This is a genomic window from Pseudomonas sp. RIT-PI-q, from assembly GCF_001297125.1.
Classification (GTDB): Bacteria; Pseudomonadota; Gammaproteobacteria; order Pseudomonadales; family Pseudomonadaceae; genus Aquipseudomonas.
Genome location: NZ_LHPC01000038.1, coordinates 278,399 through 294,219, shown reverse-complemented (window position 1 = coordinate 294,219; position 15,821 = coordinate 278,399). Strand labels below are relative to the sequence as shown.

The 15,821-nt window shown below is 60.5% G+C and carries 12 protein-coding genes and 1 rRNA gene; 10 read left to right on the top strand and 3 right to left on the bottom strand.

The window, feature by feature from the left end; genetic code table 11:
• Window positions 1–102: ribosomal RNA gene (gene rrf, locus AEQ67_RS20660) — 5S ribosomal RNA — on the top strand; the annotation flags it as partial.
• Window positions 103–258: 156 nt separating this feature from the next.
• On the opposite strand, the gene AEQ67_RS20655 is transcribed toward rrf, so the two are convergent.
• The gene (locus tag AEQ67_RS20655; protein ID WP_059405676.1) at window positions 259–1,296 is read right to left on the bottom strand and encodes an AraC family transcriptional regulator; all 1,038 of its coding nucleotides are present in this window, start codon (window positions 1,294–1,296) and stop codon (window positions 259–261) included.
• A 9-nt stretch (window positions 1,297–1,305) separates the two neighbouring features.
• A complete protein-coding gene (locus AEQ67_RS20650; RefSeq protein WP_059405675.1) occupies window positions 1,306–2,220 on the bottom strand; it encodes a GGDEF domain-containing protein in 915 nt (304 codons plus the stop codon).
• Between the two features lie 451 nt (window positions 2,221–2,671).
• On the opposite strand from AEQ67_RS20650, the gene AEQ67_RS20645 reads away from it, so the two are divergent.
• The 5 genes from AEQ67_RS20645 to AEQ67_RS20625 all read left to right on the top strand — a co-directional run bounded on the left by AEQ67_RS20645 (window position 2,672) and on the right by AEQ67_RS20625 (window position 9,228).
• Window positions 2,672–5,200: a TonB-dependent receptor gene (locus tag AEQ67_RS20645; protein ID WP_059405674.1), complete on the top strand. Its 2,529-nt coding sequence runs from the start codon at window positions 2,672–2,674 to the stop codon at window positions 5,198–5,200.
• A gap of 41 nt (window positions 5,201–5,241) precedes the next feature.
• Complete coding sequence (locus tag AEQ67_RS20640; protein ID WP_059405673.1) at window positions 5,242–7,155, top strand: phytase; 1,914 nt, start codon at window positions 5,242–5,244, stop codon at window positions 7,153–7,155.
• A 96-nt stretch (window positions 7,156–7,251) separates the two neighbouring features.
• Window positions 7,252–7,953 carry a protein TolQ gene (gene tolQ / locus AEQ67_RS20635; RefSeq protein WP_059405672.1) on the top strand — a complete coding sequence of 234 codons (702 nt, stop codon included), beginning with the start codon at window positions 7,252–7,254 and terminating at the stop codon, window positions 7,951–7,953.
• Window positions 7,954–7,966: 13 nt separating this feature from the next.
• Entirely contained in the window at window positions 7,967–8,413 is a 447-nt protein-coding gene (gene tolR / locus AEQ67_RS20630; protein ID WP_059405671.1) for a protein TolR, read from the top strand.
• The gene (locus AEQ67_RS20625; protein ID WP_059405670.1) at window positions 8,410–9,228 is read left to right on the top strand and encodes an energy transducer TonB; all 819 of its coding nucleotides are present in this window, start codon (window positions 8,410–8,412) and stop codon (window positions 9,226–9,228) included. Before tolR ends, AEQ67_RS20625 begins: the two co-directional genes overlap by 4 nt.
• Before the next feature lie 25 nt (window positions 9,229–9,253).
• Here AEQ67_RS20625 and AEQ67_RS20620 read toward each other — a convergent pair whose 3' ends face one another.
• The gene (locus tag AEQ67_RS20620) at window positions 9,254–10,168 is read right to left on the bottom strand and encodes a LysR family transcriptional regulator (protein ID WP_059405669.1); all 915 of its coding nucleotides are present in this window, start codon (window positions 10,166–10,168) and stop codon (window positions 9,254–9,256) included.
• Between the two features lie 156 nt (window positions 10,169–10,324).
• Between AEQ67_RS20620 and AEQ67_RS20615 the strand changes: the two genes are divergently transcribed.
• The 4 genes from AEQ67_RS20615 to AEQ67_RS20600 all read left to right on the top strand — a co-directional run bounded on the left by AEQ67_RS20615 (window position 10,325) and on the right by AEQ67_RS20600 (window position 15,767).
• The gene (locus AEQ67_RS20615; RefSeq protein ID WP_059405668.1) at window positions 10,325–11,338 is read left to right on the top strand and encodes a zinc-dependent alcohol dehydrogenase family protein; all 1,014 of its coding nucleotides are present in this window, start codon (window positions 10,325–10,327) and stop codon (window positions 11,336–11,338) included.
• Window positions 11,339–11,954: 616 nt separating this feature from the next.
• Window positions 11,955–13,205, top strand: coding sequence for an OprD family outer membrane porin (locus AEQ67_RS20610; RefSeq protein ID WP_059405667.1), 1,251 nt, complete (start codon window positions 11,955–11,957; stop codon window positions 13,203–13,205).
• A 147-nt stretch (window positions 13,206–13,352) separates the two neighbouring features.
• Window positions 13,353–14,708 (top strand): spinster family MFS transporter, encoded by a 1,356-nt coding sequence (locus tag AEQ67_RS20605; protein WP_059405666.1) that lies wholly within the window; start codon window positions 13,353–13,355, stop codon window positions 14,706–14,708.
• A gap of 84 nt (window positions 14,709–14,792) precedes the next feature.
• Entirely contained in the window at window positions 14,793–15,767 is a 975-nt protein-coding gene (locus AEQ67_RS20600; RefSeq protein WP_059405665.1) for an AraC family transcriptional regulator, read from the top strand.
• The last annotated feature ends 54 nt before the right edge of the window (window positions 15,768–15,821 follow it).

The window sequence follows — 15,821 nt, the reverse complement described above, 5'->3', positions numbered from 1 at the left end:
AGCATTGGAACCACCTGATCCCATCCCGAACTCAGCAGTGAAACGATGCATCGCCGATGGTAGTGTGGGGTTTCCCCATGTGAGAGTAGGTCATCGTCAAGATTAAATTCCGAAACCCCTATCTGCGTATGCAGGTAGGGGTTTTGTTTTGCCCTCGAAAAACATCCGGAGACTGTTACGGAGTACCCGCTAGGTTTACGCCAGCTGTTGATTGCTCCTTTGCCCGTCTTCCCATCGAGAATCACGGGCCATCAGACTTCAACGGGTTTTGAACATCTCGCGGATCAGGTTGGGCGTGCTGCCGGTCCAGCGCTTGAAGGAGCGCCGAAAGTTTGCTGCATCGTTGAATCTCAGGTAGTCCGCCACTTCTTCGTTACTGAATCCCTTGATCTGATACAGGTAAAACGCCACGTGCTTGCGCGCCAAATCCACCTGTTGCTGAAATCCTGTGTCGTGTTTTTGCAGTTTGCGCTTGAGCGTGGCGGGGCTCATCGCGAAGGCCTGGGCGGCCTGTTCGAGGTTCGGGGCTTGCCGTACATGCGCTTGCAGGTAGCGATAAACACGGTCGATGAAGCTTGAGGAAAAGCCCAGTTGTTCGATTTGTTTGTGGGCTTCCTGTCGGGCGACCTGGCCAGCGGTGGCCGAGGCGTGGGGCCAGGATTGAGTGAGAAATTCCCGTGGGATGCGCATGAGGTCCAGCGGGCGTTTGAACTGTGTGTGCTCGCCCAGATGCACCCAGTATTGCTCGACATAGCGCGGTTCGGCATGGCTGAAGCTGCATTCCCACGGCAGGCGTTGGCCACTCTGTGACCGGCTCATGGCCACGATCGAGGTCATGCTGGCTTCCAGCAAAAAACGCCATTGCTCGCCCGCTCCGCAGCTGTCCAGCCAGTAGAAATAGGCGTGTTTCTCATCCAGCACCAGCCGCGGCGTGGCCAGCGGGCTGAGCAGCGCTTGTTGTTGCACCAGCGTGTCGAGGGCCTGGTGCAGGTTTTGCGCGTGGCGCAGGGCATGGCTGGCGGGGCCGTAATGCCCTGGCAGCAGACGCTGGCCGAACAAAAAGCTGCTGTCATCGGCATCCAGCAAGCGCCGGCTGTTGCCGATCAACCCGAGAAACTGCTGCGGGCTGAGGCGCGTCTCGCCGGCCAGGATGTCGTCATGAAACAGTCCGGTCCCGCGCAGCAGGCGATGGCTGTCAATGTCCCGGGACAGTGCCAGATCAATCAGAGTCGCGGGTTGGTAATGCCCGGGAATGAAACGGCTGTCGGTTTCGAACCAGGTGTTTTTCAAGGTCATGACTACGCCTCAGGCAGTTTTTGCCAAGGGCTGTTTGGCCCGGGCCAATGCCAGGTTGAGGCGTTTGAGCAGGGCGTCCGGTGCCTCTTCCAGGGCCATGACCACCGCGGTGCTGGCTGACAGGTGGATGCGCTCACCGTGTTGTCGGGTTTTGTGGGCCAACCCTTGTATGGCCTGTTGCAGTTCCAGCGCCAGCAGGCGTGCCTGGCTCTCGCCGGTGTTGGGCAGCAACACCACGAAGCGGTCGCCGGCCAGTCGGCAGAGCAGGTCCTGGCGGCGCAGGTTGAGCAGCAGCAAATGACTGAGCGCCTGCAACACGGCATCGCCTTCGGCATGCCCGAAAGCCTGATTGATCGCCGCGAAGTTATCGACGTCCAGCACCAGCAATGACAAGGGTTGCGCTTGGCCCTGGCTGTCCTCGAGGCTGCTGATCAACTGGCGCTTGAGGTAATCGGCACCGCCCAATGGCGTGAGTTTGTCGAACAGCCGGTGTTCGCGAAAAAGCTTTTCGCGCTTCTCCATCTGCGCGCTGATCGCCAGTTGCTCGCGGTGCCAGTGATAGATGCCGAGGGTCAGCAGAATCATGCCCACGGGCATCGGCCCGGATTCTAGCCAATGGTCCCAAGTGATGCTGTCGGGCAGGCGGATGAATTCGTCGAGGCTGTCGATCCACCAGGAAAAAAAGATGCAGCTCAAGCCGAGTGCCAGGTAATTGGTAACGCGCCCGGCCGGGCGACTCTTGAGCACCAACCCCAGCCAGACCAGCGCGAGCAGCGCTGAGCCGCCTTCGCCGACAATGTCCAGCCAGACCCATTCGCTGACGCTTTTCAACTCACCGCAGGCCAGGTGCAGAAGCAATCCCATGTTCGCCGCCAACAGCAGCAGGGCGAGTTTCCAACGATGGGGTTTGAGCACTGAGAACATGGCCGAGATCCTTTGGCGAAGAGGTAATGCGCGTCAGCACAGCAGATGTTTGTGACAGCGGGGTGACAGGGCTGCGAGGTCGAATCAGCTCATGGCCCTGCGCAGTTTTCCCCCGAAAACCCCCGCACTCCCTGTAGCAGCTGCCGAAGGTTGCGTTCGGCTGCGCAGCAGTCGTAAACCCGGAGCACGCGGTGCATCAGGCAGACCGCATCGGTTGGATTGACGACTGCTGCGCAGCCGAACGCAGCCTTCGGCAGCTGCTACAGGGAATGCGTAATGGCTGGCGGCGGGTCAAATCAGCTCAGTTTGCGCCGCAATCCCGGCAAAACCCCCGGTTTAAAGCGCTTCCCGCCACCCTGTGTCACAGGACTGTCATCCCCCGACCCTAGCGTGCCCTCCCAGTTGCCGGGCCACTTGCCTGGCGTTATCGGACTCTTGGGGGAGGACCACCATGTACCAGCGCAGCAGTACCGTCGGGATCGTCAGCTTTACGTTCACCGCCTTGGCCATGGCGATGGCCAGCGAACGCCTGAGCGCCGCCGAAACCGCACCGAACACTGAACACGTCGAAGTGGTCGGGCAGGCTGCGAGCATCGATCAGGCGCTGAAAGAACAGCGCAACTCCGACAGCATCGAAAGCGTGGTGCATGCCGACGGCGTGGCTCAACTGCCGGACGAAAACGTCGCCGAAGCGGTGCAGCGGTTGCCAGGGGTCAGCGTCGAGCGTGATCAGGGCGAAGGGCGGTTTGTCAGCGTGCGCGGCCTGGGGCCGGACCTCAACAGCGTGACCATCAACGGCACCCTGGTGCCGTCGCCGGAAAGCGAACGCCGCGCCGTGGCCCTCGATGTGTTGCCCTCGGAACTGGTGCAGTCGTTGTCGGTGATCAAGACCCTGACCCCGGACATGGACGCCAACTCGCTGGGCGGCACCGTTGATGTGAAAAGCCTCTCGGCCTTCGATCACGCGGGCCTGTTCTACACCGGCAGCAGCGAGGCCAGCTATGACCAGAACACCCACCAGACCAGCCCGAAGTTTTCCGGCGCCATCAGTGACCGTTTCAGCCTCGGCGACGGCATCGACAACTTCGGTGTCGCCGCCGCGCTGAGCTGGCAGAAGCGCGACTTCGGTTCGGACAACGTCGAAACCGGCGGTGCCTGGGATTTCGAGCAGGGCGCCAAACTCGAGGAGTTCGAGCAGCGCGACTACGACATCAGCCGCGAACGCTCCGGCGGTGGCCTGAACTTCGATTACAAACCCGATGACCTCAGCAGCTATTACCTGCGCTCGCTCTACAGCCGCTACAAAGACAGCGAAACACGCAACGCTACCAGCTTCGAATTCGCTGACCCGCAGGCTGCAGGCGAACTGGGTGATGCCGAAGGATCGCGCAAACTCAAGCAGCGCGAAGAGACCCAGGAAATCCAGTCCTACGTTTTCGGCGGTGAGCGTATGTTCGGCCTCTGGACCCTTAGCGGCCAGGCCGGTTACAGCCGCTCCAGCGAGGACAGTCCAGGCCACATCGCCAATGCCGAATTCGCTGGTATTGATGACTTCACCGACAGCGGTTTCTACGACAACGACAAGCCACGGCCGATCGTTGGCCAGGCTTTCTACGACCCGAGCAATTTCAGCCTCGACAAAGTCGACTGGGAAAAACAGAAAACCACCGACACCGAGAAAAACCTGCGCCTGGACCTCGCTCGCGAGTACGACTTCAAAGGCTATGCGTCCCAGGTCAAATTCGGCGGCAAGGTCAGCCGGCGCAACAAGGACAACGACCTCGACGCCTGGGTTTATGAAGACTTCGACGACCTGGGTTTCAGTGATGACCAACTCAATCTGACGCAATTCAAGAAGGGCAACGTCGACTACCGTCTCGGCCAGTTCGGGCCGGGTATCAGTGGCAGCGCGGTCAAGCAGTTGATCGGTGGCCCCAATCGAGCGGACTTCTATGACGAGACCGAATCGCGGGTCAACGACTTCAAAATCAGCGAAGACATCAACGCCGGCTACCTGATGAACACCCTCGATATCGACGACTGGCGCTTCATAGCCGGCCTGCGCTACGAGGGCACCGAGTTCGAAGCCAAGGGCACCGGCGTGACCGATGGCGCGTTCCAGTCCACTGAGACCAAGCGCCGTTATCACCACTGGTTGCCGGGGTTGCACGCGCGCTATCAACTGGACAAGAACACTCAGGTTCGCGCGGCCTGGACCAAGTCCGTGGTGCGCCCGACCTTCGGCCAACTGGCGCCGGGTTTTGTCATAGACGATGACGAGGCCACCTCCGGCAACCCGGACCTCAAGCCGCTGGAATCGAGCAACCTCGACCTCGGCATCGAGCACTACATGGGCCGCGCCGGCACCGTCTCGGCGTTCGTGTTCTACAAGGACATCAAGAATTTCGTCTACAACACGGACCTCGCCGGCACCGGTGCCTGGGTCGATTTCACCGAGGCCCACACGTTCGCCAACGGCGACAGCGCCAAGCTGTATGGCCTGGAACTGGCCTACTCGCAGAAATTCGACTGGCTGCCGGCGCCCTGGAACGGCCTGCTGATTGGCGCCAACAGCACGTTCAGCCGCTCGGATGCCGAGATCAAAGGCTTCGACGCTGCCAGTGGCACAAATCGCAAACGCGGTATCGATTTGCCCAATCAGTCCGACACAGTCGGCAACCTGATGCTCGGTTGGGAAGACGACAAGTTGAGCCTGCGCCTGTCGGCCAACTACAAGTCGGATTACCTCTTTGAGCTGGCCTCGATCAACGACAAGGCCCACGACCTGCACGTCGACGCCCAGACGTTTGTCGACTTCAGCGCGCGTTACTCGCTGACCAAGAACCTGCAGGTCAGCTTCGAGGCGCAGAACCTCACCGACGAGCCGTATTTCGTCTACACCGGCCACCGCTCCTACAACGGCCAGTACGAAGAATACGGCCCGACCTACAAGGTCGGCCTGACCTTCACCCACTTCTAAGCCCCGGTGCCGCTGCCCCACGACAAGGACTTTGCCTGTTCATGAGTATTTCGTTTCTACCCACGCGCCACGTGTTGGCTGCACTGATTTGCCTGACCGCCGGCCAGGTGTTGGCGGCTGCGCCGACCCTGTCTCTCAAACCCTGGGCGCCGAACCTGTCGGTCGATGCCGTGGCGTTTCTGCCCGCCAGCCCCGACGGCGAACGCATGGCCGCCAGCGAGCGTGATGGCCTGCTCTTGCTGGATGCGCAAGGCAAGGAACTGCTGCGCTTGAAGGGATCGTTCAATGGCGTGGACAGCCGCGCCGCCGGCCAACAGGTGTTGGTCGCGAGCCTCGACAACAGTCGTCAGCAAGCGCTGCTGGTCAGCCTCGATCCGGGCAAGCGCACTTGGGGCCAGCCGGTGTATCTGCCGACGCGGGATTACCCGGTGAACGGCCTGTGCCTGTACCGCGACGAAGCCAGCAACCTGTTCCTGTTTCTGGTGGGCGAGGAGGGCAAGGGCGAGCAATGGCTGGTGGGCACTGGCGCGACGCTCAGCCCGCAGCCGCAACGTGTGCGCGGTCTGCCACTGCCACCTTCGGCAACGGATTGCCAAGTCGACGATGGCGCCAATCAGTTAGTGGTCAACGAGGAAAACGTCGGTTGGTGGGCTTACCCGGCGCATCCGGAAGCCGATGTCACGCGCAGCCCGGTGGCCATGCGTGAACCGTTCGGCGAGATCAAAAAAACTGCCGGCGCCATGGCATTGGTGCCGGGCGGCATCGTCGCGCTCGACCCGAAAGCCGCGCAATTGCACCTCTATCAGCAGCAGGACAAACGCTGGTCAGCTCAGGCAACCTTGGCGCTGTCAGGCTTGAAGGAGCCGGAAAACCTCGCCCTGCGTCAGACGGATAAAGGCCTGCAAATACTCCTGCGTGACGATGACGACGGCCGACTGTATCAGGGCGAACTCGACTGGCAGCCCACGTCAGTGCCGTTGGCACCGGTGCTGCCAAACGTAAAAGCACTGAGTCAAAGTGATCCAGTCGGGCGTCAGGGCGATGCCGCGGACGATCCGGCGATCTGGATTCACCCGCAGCAACCGTCGCTGAGCCGCGTGCTGGGCACCAATAAAAAACAAGGGCTGCTGGCGTACGACCTGCAAGGCAAGTTGCTGCAGGACCTGCCGGTCGGGCGCCTGAACAACGTCGACGTGCGAGCGAATTTCAAGCTCGGCCAGCAGACGGTCGATCTCGCCGTGGCGAGCAATCGCGATCACAACAGCCTCAGCCTGTTCAGCATCGACCGTAGCAGCGGCGAGCTGCGCGAAGCCGGCGAGATCCCCACGCCGCTCAAGGAAATCTACGGCATCTGCCTGTTTCAGCCGGCGAGTGGCGAGCTCTACGCCATTGCCAACGACAAGGACGGCACCTTCCTGCAATACCGCCTGAACGCGCCGGATGGCACGGTGCACGGTGAGTTGGTGCGCCAGTTCAAGGTCGATAGCCAACCTGAAGGGTGCGTGGCCGACGACCAGCGCCAACGGCTGTTTCTCGGTGAAGAAGACGTTGGCGTCTGGGCGGTGGATGCCCGCGCCGATCAACCGGCGACATTGAGCAGCGTGATCAAGGTCGGTCCGCAACTGCATGCCGATGTGGAAGGGCTGGCGCTCTATCAAAGCGCGGGGCACGACTATCTGGTGATCTCCAGCCAAGGCAACGACAGCTATCTGGTGCTGGATGCCGAGCCACCGTTTGCTTCGCGCGGCGCATTTCGCGTCGGCCTGAACGCCGAGCTTGGCATCGACGGCGCGGCGGAAACCGACGGCCTGGAAGTCGCCTCGGTGAACCTCGGCGGGCCCTGGAGCCAAGGCTTGCTGGTGGTGCAGGACGGCCGCAAACGCATGCCCGAGCAGACGCAGAACTTTAAATTTGTGCCATGGACCGAAGTCACCCAGGCCCTGAAGTTGCCTTGACCCGGTTTGTCATCAACGCGTCATCAGATTTTCATCGAATAGCTCAACGGCCGTCGCGCATCGGCGGCCCGAGGGCATCAGACAAGGAGTTTCACCATGCAGGCCACGCTCGAACACATGACGATCTGGGGGCTGATCAGCGACGCCAGTCTGTTGGTCAAGGCGGTCATGCTTACCCTGTTGCTGGCCTCGTTGCTCAGCTGGTACTTGATCATCCTGCGCAGTCGCGTTCTGCAACAGCGCGAACGGCAGATGAACACTTTTGTGCAGCGCTTTCGCGGCACCACGGATCTGCTGCCGCTGTACCGGGAAACGGCTGACAGCGAGAACGGCGTTGAGCCGATCTTTCACGCCGGGCTTCACGAGTTCAATCATCTTCATCAGCACACGGGCAATGCCGCCGACGTGGTGCTTGAAGGTGTGGAGCGCGCGTTGTACGTCGCCATCAGCGAGCAGGAAGTGCAGTTGGAGAAAGGCTTGCAGTTCCTCGCGACCGTCGGTTCGGTCAGCCCTTACATCGGCCTGTTCGGCACCGTTTGGGGGATCATGAATTCATTTCTCGGCCTGTCTCAGGTACAGCAGGCAACGCTGTCGACCGTGGCTCCGGGCATCGCCGAAGCACTGATCGCCACGGCCATCGGCCTGTTCGCGGCGATTCCGGCGGTGATTGCCTACAACCGCTTTGCCTCGCGCAGCCAGACCTTGCTCACCCGTTACTACGCCTTCGGCAATGAGCTTCAAGTGCGCCTGCATCGCACGTTGCACGGCAAGCCGTTGAACCTGGCCGCCGCAGCCTGAGAGGAGAATCAAGATGCTGGTCAGACCGCAACGCAAGCACGGGCCCAAGGCCGAAATGAACGTGGTGCCGTACATCGACGTGATGTTGGTGTTGCTGGTGATTTTCATGGTCACCGCACCGATGCTGACTCAGGGGGTGAAGATCGACCTGCCCAAGGTGGCCAGTGAAGCCCTGGCGACTGACACGCGCCAGCAAATCCTGACCCTGTCGGTGAAGGCCGAGGGCGGTTACTACTGGAACCTCGGCGGCGAACTCGATACCCAACACCAGACCGACAGCGCGGTGACGCTTGACGACATGCGGGCCAAGGTCGCGCAGATTGTCAGCGAGCGGCATGACACGCAGGTGTTCATCCGCGCCGACAAGGACGCCGGTTATGGCCGCGTGGTCGCGGCCATGGCGGCGCTGCAGCAGGGCGGTGTCAGCAACCTCGGGCTGGTGACCGAGGCCCCGCAATGACGGCAATGATCATGCACACTCCCACCCTGACGTTGCCGCGCAGTGCTCGCAGCGGGTTCTGGCAGAACAGTCTGGCCGCGGGCCTGGCCGTGGCGCTGCACGTCATCGTCCTGGCCTTGTTGGTACACGGCTGGTCGCTGGAAAAAATGCCAGTCGCGCAGCCGACGGTGTTGAGAACCCAGTTGGTGATGCTCCCACCAGCAGCTCAGCCGCAGGCACCCGAACCGGCACCGGCGTCAGCGCAGCCAGTACCTCCCGAGCCCGTTGCTGCCGCACCCGTCGACTCGATCAAACCAGCTGTCGATCCACAGCTCCAGGTACAAAAGAAACTGGAGCAGGCAGCCGTGGCGCGCAAACGCGTCGACGATAAAAAACGCGAGCAGCAAGCCGAGCAGCAACGCGAACGACTGGAGACGCAACGACTCAACCGTGAGGCCGAGCAGCAGCAACTCGTCCAGCAACAAGCACAGCAAGCACTACGCGCCGAGCAGGCCAGGCTGGCTGCCGAACGCTCGCGTCAACTGGCCGCACAGAACGCTGCTGACAGTCGCCAGTACTTGCCTTTGAGCAAGGAAGCACCGGACTATCCGCAGCGGGCTCTGGACAAGAACATAGAGGGTGATTGCTCTGTGGAATACACCGTCAACCCACAAGGCAAAATCGAAAATCCCAAGGTGCTCGAGGGCTGCCACCCGCTGTTTATTCGTCCATCGCTGGCCGCCGCCAACACCTTCCGTTACCAACCGCGAATCGTCGACGGCCAAGCCGTTGCGGTGCCAGCCGTGCGCAATACGTTCCATTATCGGATTAAGTGAGAGGTCCCCTAGGGGCTCTAATCCTCTATCGTTCCAGCCAGGCAGAGTGGAGCTGTGGAAAGCGCTCTTGCAGCCACTCGATAAAGACTTGTACCTGCGGTGCGATGTGCGTTCGGCTTGGGTAGAGCACCGTGACCGGCCGAGGGGCAGGGCGGTAGGGCTTCAGAATTTCCACCAGGGCGCCGCTGCTCAGGTATCGGGCGACGGCAATGCCCGGCGCTTGAATGATGCCGAAGCCCGCTACACCACATTGAACGTAGGCGTGTGACTCGGTAACGGTGATTCCCGCGTTGCTGATATAGGCCTTGTCCTGACCCTCAACCGAGAAATGCCACGGCAATGTCCTGTTGCTGTGCCCGGAGAGGAAGTTGACGCCTTGATGGGCCGCCAGGTCTTCCAGGCGTTTGGGTTCGCTGTGCTCGTGCAAATAGCTCGGGGCTGCGCACGTCACCATTGTGGCCATTCCAATCGGGCGTGCGATCAAGGTTGAGTTCGGCAGTTCGCCGATGCGCAGCGCGCAATCAATCCCTTCACCGACCAGGTCAACGGTCCGGTCGGTCACGCCAAGCACCAGGTTGATGGCCGGAAAGGCGCTGGTGAACTCTTTCAGACTGTCGATGAGTTCAACTTGAGCGAATGCAGTCGGTACATCAATACGAAGCCGCCCACCCAGTGTTGCCCCGGATCGGTCAAACATTGACGTTGCGGCGGCAATGCTGCCGAGAATGTCCTGCACCCGTTCGTAGAATCGCTCGCCCTCCGGTGTGAGCGTCACCTTCCTGGTGGTGCGCTGGAACAAACGCACGCCCAATGACGACTCCAGCTCCTGGATATACCGGGTGACCTGGGGGCGCCCGATGGCCAGCGACTCAGCTGCTTTGGTGAAGCTGCCAAGCTCGGCGAGCCTGGCGAAGAGTCGCATCGATTGCAGCAGTTCCATGACCTTTCCTCTACGTACTCAGGCGATTGTTGCCTGCTGAAAGAACAATTATGTCCTTTTATACGCATTTATTGCGTCCCGCCAATCGCCAAAGATGCGTAACGGCACCGCTCACCTCTGGCCGTGCCGCCATTCACACTGCTTTGGAGATGCGCAATGAAGGCTTGGTTACTCAAAGATTTTGGACTCGACAATCTGCAAATGGGTGAAGTGCCGACCCCCGATCCCAAGCCCGGCGAGTTGCTGGTCAAGGTCGGGGCTGTCTCGCTCAACTTTCGGGACAAGGCCATCGTCGACGGCATCTACGAGCCGCACACGGTGCCGAAAAACCTGATTCCGGTCAGTGACGCCGCCGGCACGGTGGTGGCGGTCGGCGCTGGGGTCACGCGCTACAAAGTGGGTGATCGCGTCAACTCGCACCTGTATTCGCGATGGCTGGAAGGTGAGCCTGGGCCGCATGAGCCGGATTACTGTTTCGGCTCTCCGCTGCCGGGCGGATTGGCTGAGTACATGATCATCCACGAGGACAGCGCCGTGCGTGCGCCCGATAACATGAGTGACGAAGAGGCGGCCACATTGCCCATTGCCGCACTCACGGCGTGGTACTCGCTTGTCGATTTCGGGCCGATCCAACCAGGGCAAACGGTGCTGGTTCAGGGCACCGGTGGCGTCTCCATCTTCGCCGTGCAGATCGCTACGGCGCTGGGGGCGAAGGTCATCGCAACGTCCAGCAGCGACCGGAACCTGCAAACGGTGATGAGCCTGGGGGCCGTGGCAGGTATCAACTACCGAAGCACGCCGAACTGGGAAGACGAAGTGCTCAAGCTGACCGATGGCAAAGGCGTCGATCTGCTGCTCGACGTGGCAGGCGGAAGTGGCATTAACCAGTCCGTCGCCGCCACCAAGGCTGCCGGTCGTATTGCGCAGATTGGTTTTTTGACCGGGCAGACGGTCCAACTGAATCTGATGCCGCTGATCTTTCGCCAGACGACCATTCGTGGCATCGCCGTCGCTCCGCGCTCGTCGTTCGACCGGATGAATGCATTCTTGAACGAGCAGCACATTCGACCTGTCATCGATCAGGTCTACCCGTTCGAAAAAGCCCGCGAAGCCTACGAGCATCTGGCCAAAGGCGCGTTCGGGAAAGTGGTCATCAAGATCGCCCAATGATCGTGCAGACACCCATCAGTTAAGCCAACACGCAATCCCTGTAGCAGCTGGCGAAGCCTGCGTCCGGCTGCGCAGCAGTCGTAAAACCTGAGTGCACGGTGAGTCTGATGCACCGCATTGTCTGATTTTACGACTGCTGCGCAGCCGGACGCAGGCTTCGCCAGCTGCTACAGGGGCGCGGACGGCTTGCCCAAAAGTGGCGCGTCAGCAACGTGCCGGGTTTTATCCACTTCCTTAAAAAAGATCAGATCGGCATAACCGCAACTAAGGGAAACCTTTAGCCGGGTTGGAGATTTCCCCCCTGCGGATGCTGTTCGTCTTGATACCGGCGCAGCGTTTACTGACTTACCTTGAGCAGACAAGAGGCGTGTCGCCGCTGCGGACAGTTGCATTGAGTCTGTGTGGCGTTTTACCCCATAACAATAAGAGGCCTGACCATGCTCGAACCCTTTGTCCTTCGCATCTGCCCCGCAACTTCCCAGTCATCAACTTGTGAACCGTCGACCAGCGCGCCGCGCGCGTGAACGGTTGCTCTGACGAGCACTCTGGCGGTTTTCAGTGGTGATTCTGCTCCTATAAATACAGTGCCCGGCACTGACAGATGTGGAGATGTTGGATGTATCAGGTAAAGCAATCTTGCCGTGGGCTCGGTATGGCCAGCGTGTTGGGGATGATCTGTTCGCCCGTGGCCGCCCATGCCGATGTGATTGATGACAGTCACTTCAAAGTGGATACGCGTAACTTCTATTTGCACCGTAACTACACCAATACCAATGCAGCGGATTCTGAAGTGCACAGTTGGTCTCAGGGTTTCGATGCGCAGTTTACCTCCGGTTACACCGACACAGCCTTGGCCATCGGCCTTGATGTGGATGCGCAATACGCCGTGCGCCTGGATTCGTCGGGCAATGACGGTTCGCTGCCGTACAGCGGCCGCGACGGGCAGACGGCCGATGATTACAGTCGCGCCGGTGCAACCTTCAAGATGCGCTACAGCAAGACCGAGTTGAAGGTCGGTGACCTGCGCCCACAATTGCCGGTGGCATTCGATGACCCCAGTCGGCAGTTGGATACCATCTACCAAGGGGCCGTGGTCGAGTCCAAAGAGATCGATGGGTTGACGCTGACCGGCGGCCGTTTCTGGTCTGCCGTGACACGCGAGTCTTCCAACCACGAGAAGCTGTACAAGTATGGCTCCACCGATAATCTCGACAGTGACGGCCTGGACTTCGGCGGCGCCACTTACGACATCACCAAGAACCTGCAAGCCAGTTATTTCTATGGCGTGTTGCACGATATTTATCAGCAGCACTATTTTGGCCTGATGCACATGGCTGATCTGGGCAATGGCTACAAACTCAAAACCGACTTGCGCTACTTCAATAACAATGAAGATGGCAACGCCTTGAACGGTGTGATCGACAACCGCGCCTACGGAGCCTTGTTCACCTTGCTCAAGGGCGCGCACATGGTTGGCGTCAGTTACCAGCGCATGCTCGGTGACAGTGTGTTCCCGACGATGAACGGTTATATCCCGCAACCTTACCTGGTGCACTGGTCGTCCCTTGGGTTTGTCCGCCCGGATGAAAAGTCCTGGTCGGTGCGCTACGGCTATGACTTCGCCGGGATGGGCATGCCGGGGCTGAAGTTCTACACCCGCTACACCAAGGGCACTAACTGGAACCGTGGCGCAAACCTGAGCGACAACCAGGAAAGCGAACGCTATCTGGGGCTCAACTACGTGGTGCAGAGCGGGGCGCTGCAAGGCTTGGGACTGGACTTGCGTAACATCGATGTGAAGCAGAAGTACGGCTACGACTACAACGAATTCCGTGTTGCCACCACCTACACCTGGAAGTTCTGGTAGGCGAGTTTACCCCATAACAATAAGAGGTCTGACCATGTTCGAACCCATCTTCCTTTACATCTGCCCCGCAACTTCCCAGTCGGTGTTCTGTGCACCGTCACCCGGCGCGCTGCGCGCATGAGCGGATTCCAAAAGGAGCAAACACTAGTGAATATTCAGGTCGATAACGCGGTCCTGCAGAAGAACAAAACCTACGTCTACGAGTGGTACGTGGTGGGCCTGTGCATGCTCGCCTACATCTTTTCATTTGTGGATCGGCAGATCCTGGCGCTGATGATCGAGCCGATCAAAGCCGACCTGCAGATCAGCGACACCCAATTCAGCTTGCTGCACGGGCTAGCGTTTTCGTTGTTCTACGCCTTCATGGGCATGCCCATCGCCTATCTGGCCGACCGCTTCTCCCGACCGAAGATCATCGCCGTCGGCATCGTGTTCTGGAGCCTGGCGACTGCCGCGTGCGGCATGAGCAAGAACTTCCTGCACATGTTCCTCGCGCGCATTGGCGTCGGCGTCGGCGAAGCGGCCCTGTCGCCCTCGGCGTACTCGATGTTCAGCGACATGTTCCCCAAGGAAAAACTCGGCCGCGCAGTAGGCGTGTACTCGATCGGCTCGTTCGTGGGGGGCGGGCTGGCCTTCCTGGTGGGCGGCTATGTGATCGCGATGCTCAAGGACATGAACACCATCGAGGTTGCTTTTCTCGGTGCGATGAGGGCCTGGCAACTGGCGTTTTTCATCGTCGGTTTGCCCGGCATCCTGGTCGGCCTGCTGATCTGGCTCACCGTGCGCGACCCTGCGCGCAAAGGCCTGCAGGTCGATGCACAGGGCCGGGCCAGGAAAGTGGCGATGAGCGACGGCCTGCGCTTCCTCGGGCGTCACCGTGCCACGTTCACCTGCCACTACCTGGGCTTTTCGTTCTACGCCATGGCGCTGTTCTGCATGATGAGCTGGAGCCCGGCGCTGTACATCCGCAAGTTCGGCCTGTCGCCGATGGAGGCGGGCTACATGCTCGGCACCGTGCTGTTGCTGGCCAACACCGCCGGGGTGCTGTGCGGGGGATGGCTCACCGACTACCTGGCGAAAAAAGGTCATCAGGACGCCGCCATGCGCACCGGCGTCATCGGTGCCCTCGGCATGGCGGTGCCGGCGGTGCTGTTCCCTCAGGCCGATCAACTGTGGTTGTCGGTGACCCTGTTGGTGCCGGCGATGTTCTTCGCCTCGTTCCCGATGCCGGCGTCCACGGCGGCGATGCAGATCCTCGCGCCAAATCAGGTGCGCGCACAGGTCTCGGCAGTGTTTCTGCTGATCAGCAATCTGCTGGGGTTGGGCCTGGGAACCACGCTGGTGGCGCTGTTGACCGACCGATACTTCGGATCGCCCGCAGCGGTTGGCTCGTCGATGTCGCTGGTGATTGCCGGTGCGTCGGCATTGACCGTGCTGTTGCTGTGGCGGGGTTGCCGGCGTTTTCGCGAAAGCTATGCCCGGGAATATCCGACACGGGCATGATGGGCAATCGTCCATGATCGGCGTCTGGGCCTCGCTCCTTTTGCAGGGAGTGGGGCCCAGACGCATCAGTCCGGAGAACCGTCGATGTTGAATGATGTACATCTGCTGGAACGGCACAGCCTGCTCAGTTCCACCGATTACCGTGAAATCAAGGACAAGGTCAGCCATTACCTGTGCCCGCACAGTTTCAACGTGCTGCGTGACGAGCCGATGTACACCCGGCTCAACGGTGTATTCTTCGGCGATTCGGCGCTGCTCGACTTGCGCTACGGCGCGCCGGTGGAGATCACCATCGGCGACATTGCCGATCAGTACCTGTTTCGCATTCCCTTGCAGGGGCATTGCGAAGTGGCCCACGGGCGGCGTAGCGCGGTGATGCAGTCGGGCTACCTGAGCGTGTCTTCGCCGTTCGCGCAAAGCCGCATCGTCACCGATGGCGAATGCCGCAATCTGATCCTGCGCGTCGACCGCGATGCCCTGGAAACGCAACTGCAACGCCTGCTCGGCCGCAGCCTGCGGCAGTCGATCATCTTTGATGTCAGCGTCGATCATCTGGGCGCCGGCGTCGTCAGCCTCTTTCACACCCTGGACTACATCTGCCGGCTTTACGGCAGTGGCGTGGACGGTTCGCGCATCGCCAGCGGCCTGTCCGACTACCTGATGCAGCTGCTGCTGACGCAGTTGCCGCACAACTACTCCGCCGACCTCCTGGTCGATTCGCGCGCACCGCTGCCGCACCATGTGAAGAAGGCGCGTGACTACATCGAGGCGCACCTCGATGAACCGATCAGCCTGGCGACCCTGAGCGAGCTCTGTGGCGTCTCGGTGCGCACCTTGCAGAACGGCTTCAAGCAGTTTCTCCAGCAGGCACCGGTGGAGTACATCCGCGACCGTCGCCTGGCGGTGATCCACGAATCGCTGAAGCAGGGCAGGGACGGTGAAACCGTCACCGATATCCTGCTGCGTCACGGCATCAACAGCTTCGGGCATTTTTCCAGTGCCTATCGGCAACGCTATGGTTGCCTGCCTTCGGACACCCTGCGACGACACAAACATTGAGACGGCTGCGTAATCCGTCAGTCGGCTGCGCAATCGGATAAGTCCGTGGCGGCA

Bases quoted from the DNA above. Each gene is read 5' to 3' on its own strand.
- AEQ67_RS20655 (WP_059405676.1), bottom strand. From the start codon at position 1,296: ATGACCTTGAAAAACACCTGGTTCGAAACCGACAGCCGTTTCATTCCC.
- AEQ67_RS20650 (WP_059405675.1), bottom strand. From the start codon at position 2,220: ATGTTCTCAGTGCTCAAACCCCATCGTTGGAAACTCGCCCTGCTGCTG.
- AEQ67_RS20645 (WP_059405674.1), top strand. From the start codon at position 2,672: ATGTACCAGCGCAGCAGTACCGTCGGGATCGTCAGCTTTACGTTCACC.
- AEQ67_RS20640 (WP_059405673.1), top strand. From the start codon at position 5,242: ATGAGTATTTCGTTTCTACCCACGCGCCACGTGTTGGCTGCACTGATT.
- tolQ (WP_059405672.1), top strand. From the start codon at position 7,252: ATGCAGGCCACGCTCGAACACATGACGATCTGGGGGCTGATCAGCGAC.
- tolR (WP_059405671.1), top strand. From the start codon at position 7,967: ATGCTGGTCAGACCGCAACGCAAGCACGGGCCCAAGGCCGAAATGAAC.
- AEQ67_RS20625 (WP_059405670.1), top strand. From the start codon at position 8,410: ATGACGGCAATGATCATGCACACTCCCACCCTGACGTTGCCGCGCAGT.
- AEQ67_RS20620 (WP_059405669.1), bottom strand. From the start codon at position 10,168: ATGGAACTGCTGCAATCGATGCGACTCTTCGCCAGGCTCGCCGAGCTT.
- AEQ67_RS20615 (WP_059405668.1), top strand. From the start codon at position 10,325: ATGAAGGCTTGGTTACTCAAAGATTTTGGACTCGACAATCTGCAAATG.
- AEQ67_RS20610 (WP_059405667.1), top strand. From the start codon at position 11,955: ATGTATCAGGTAAAGCAATCTTGCCGTGGGCTCGGTATGGCCAGCGTG.
- AEQ67_RS20600 (WP_059405665.1), top strand. From the start codon at position 14,793: ATGTTGAATGATGTACATCTGCTGGAACGGCACAGCCTGCTCAGTTCC.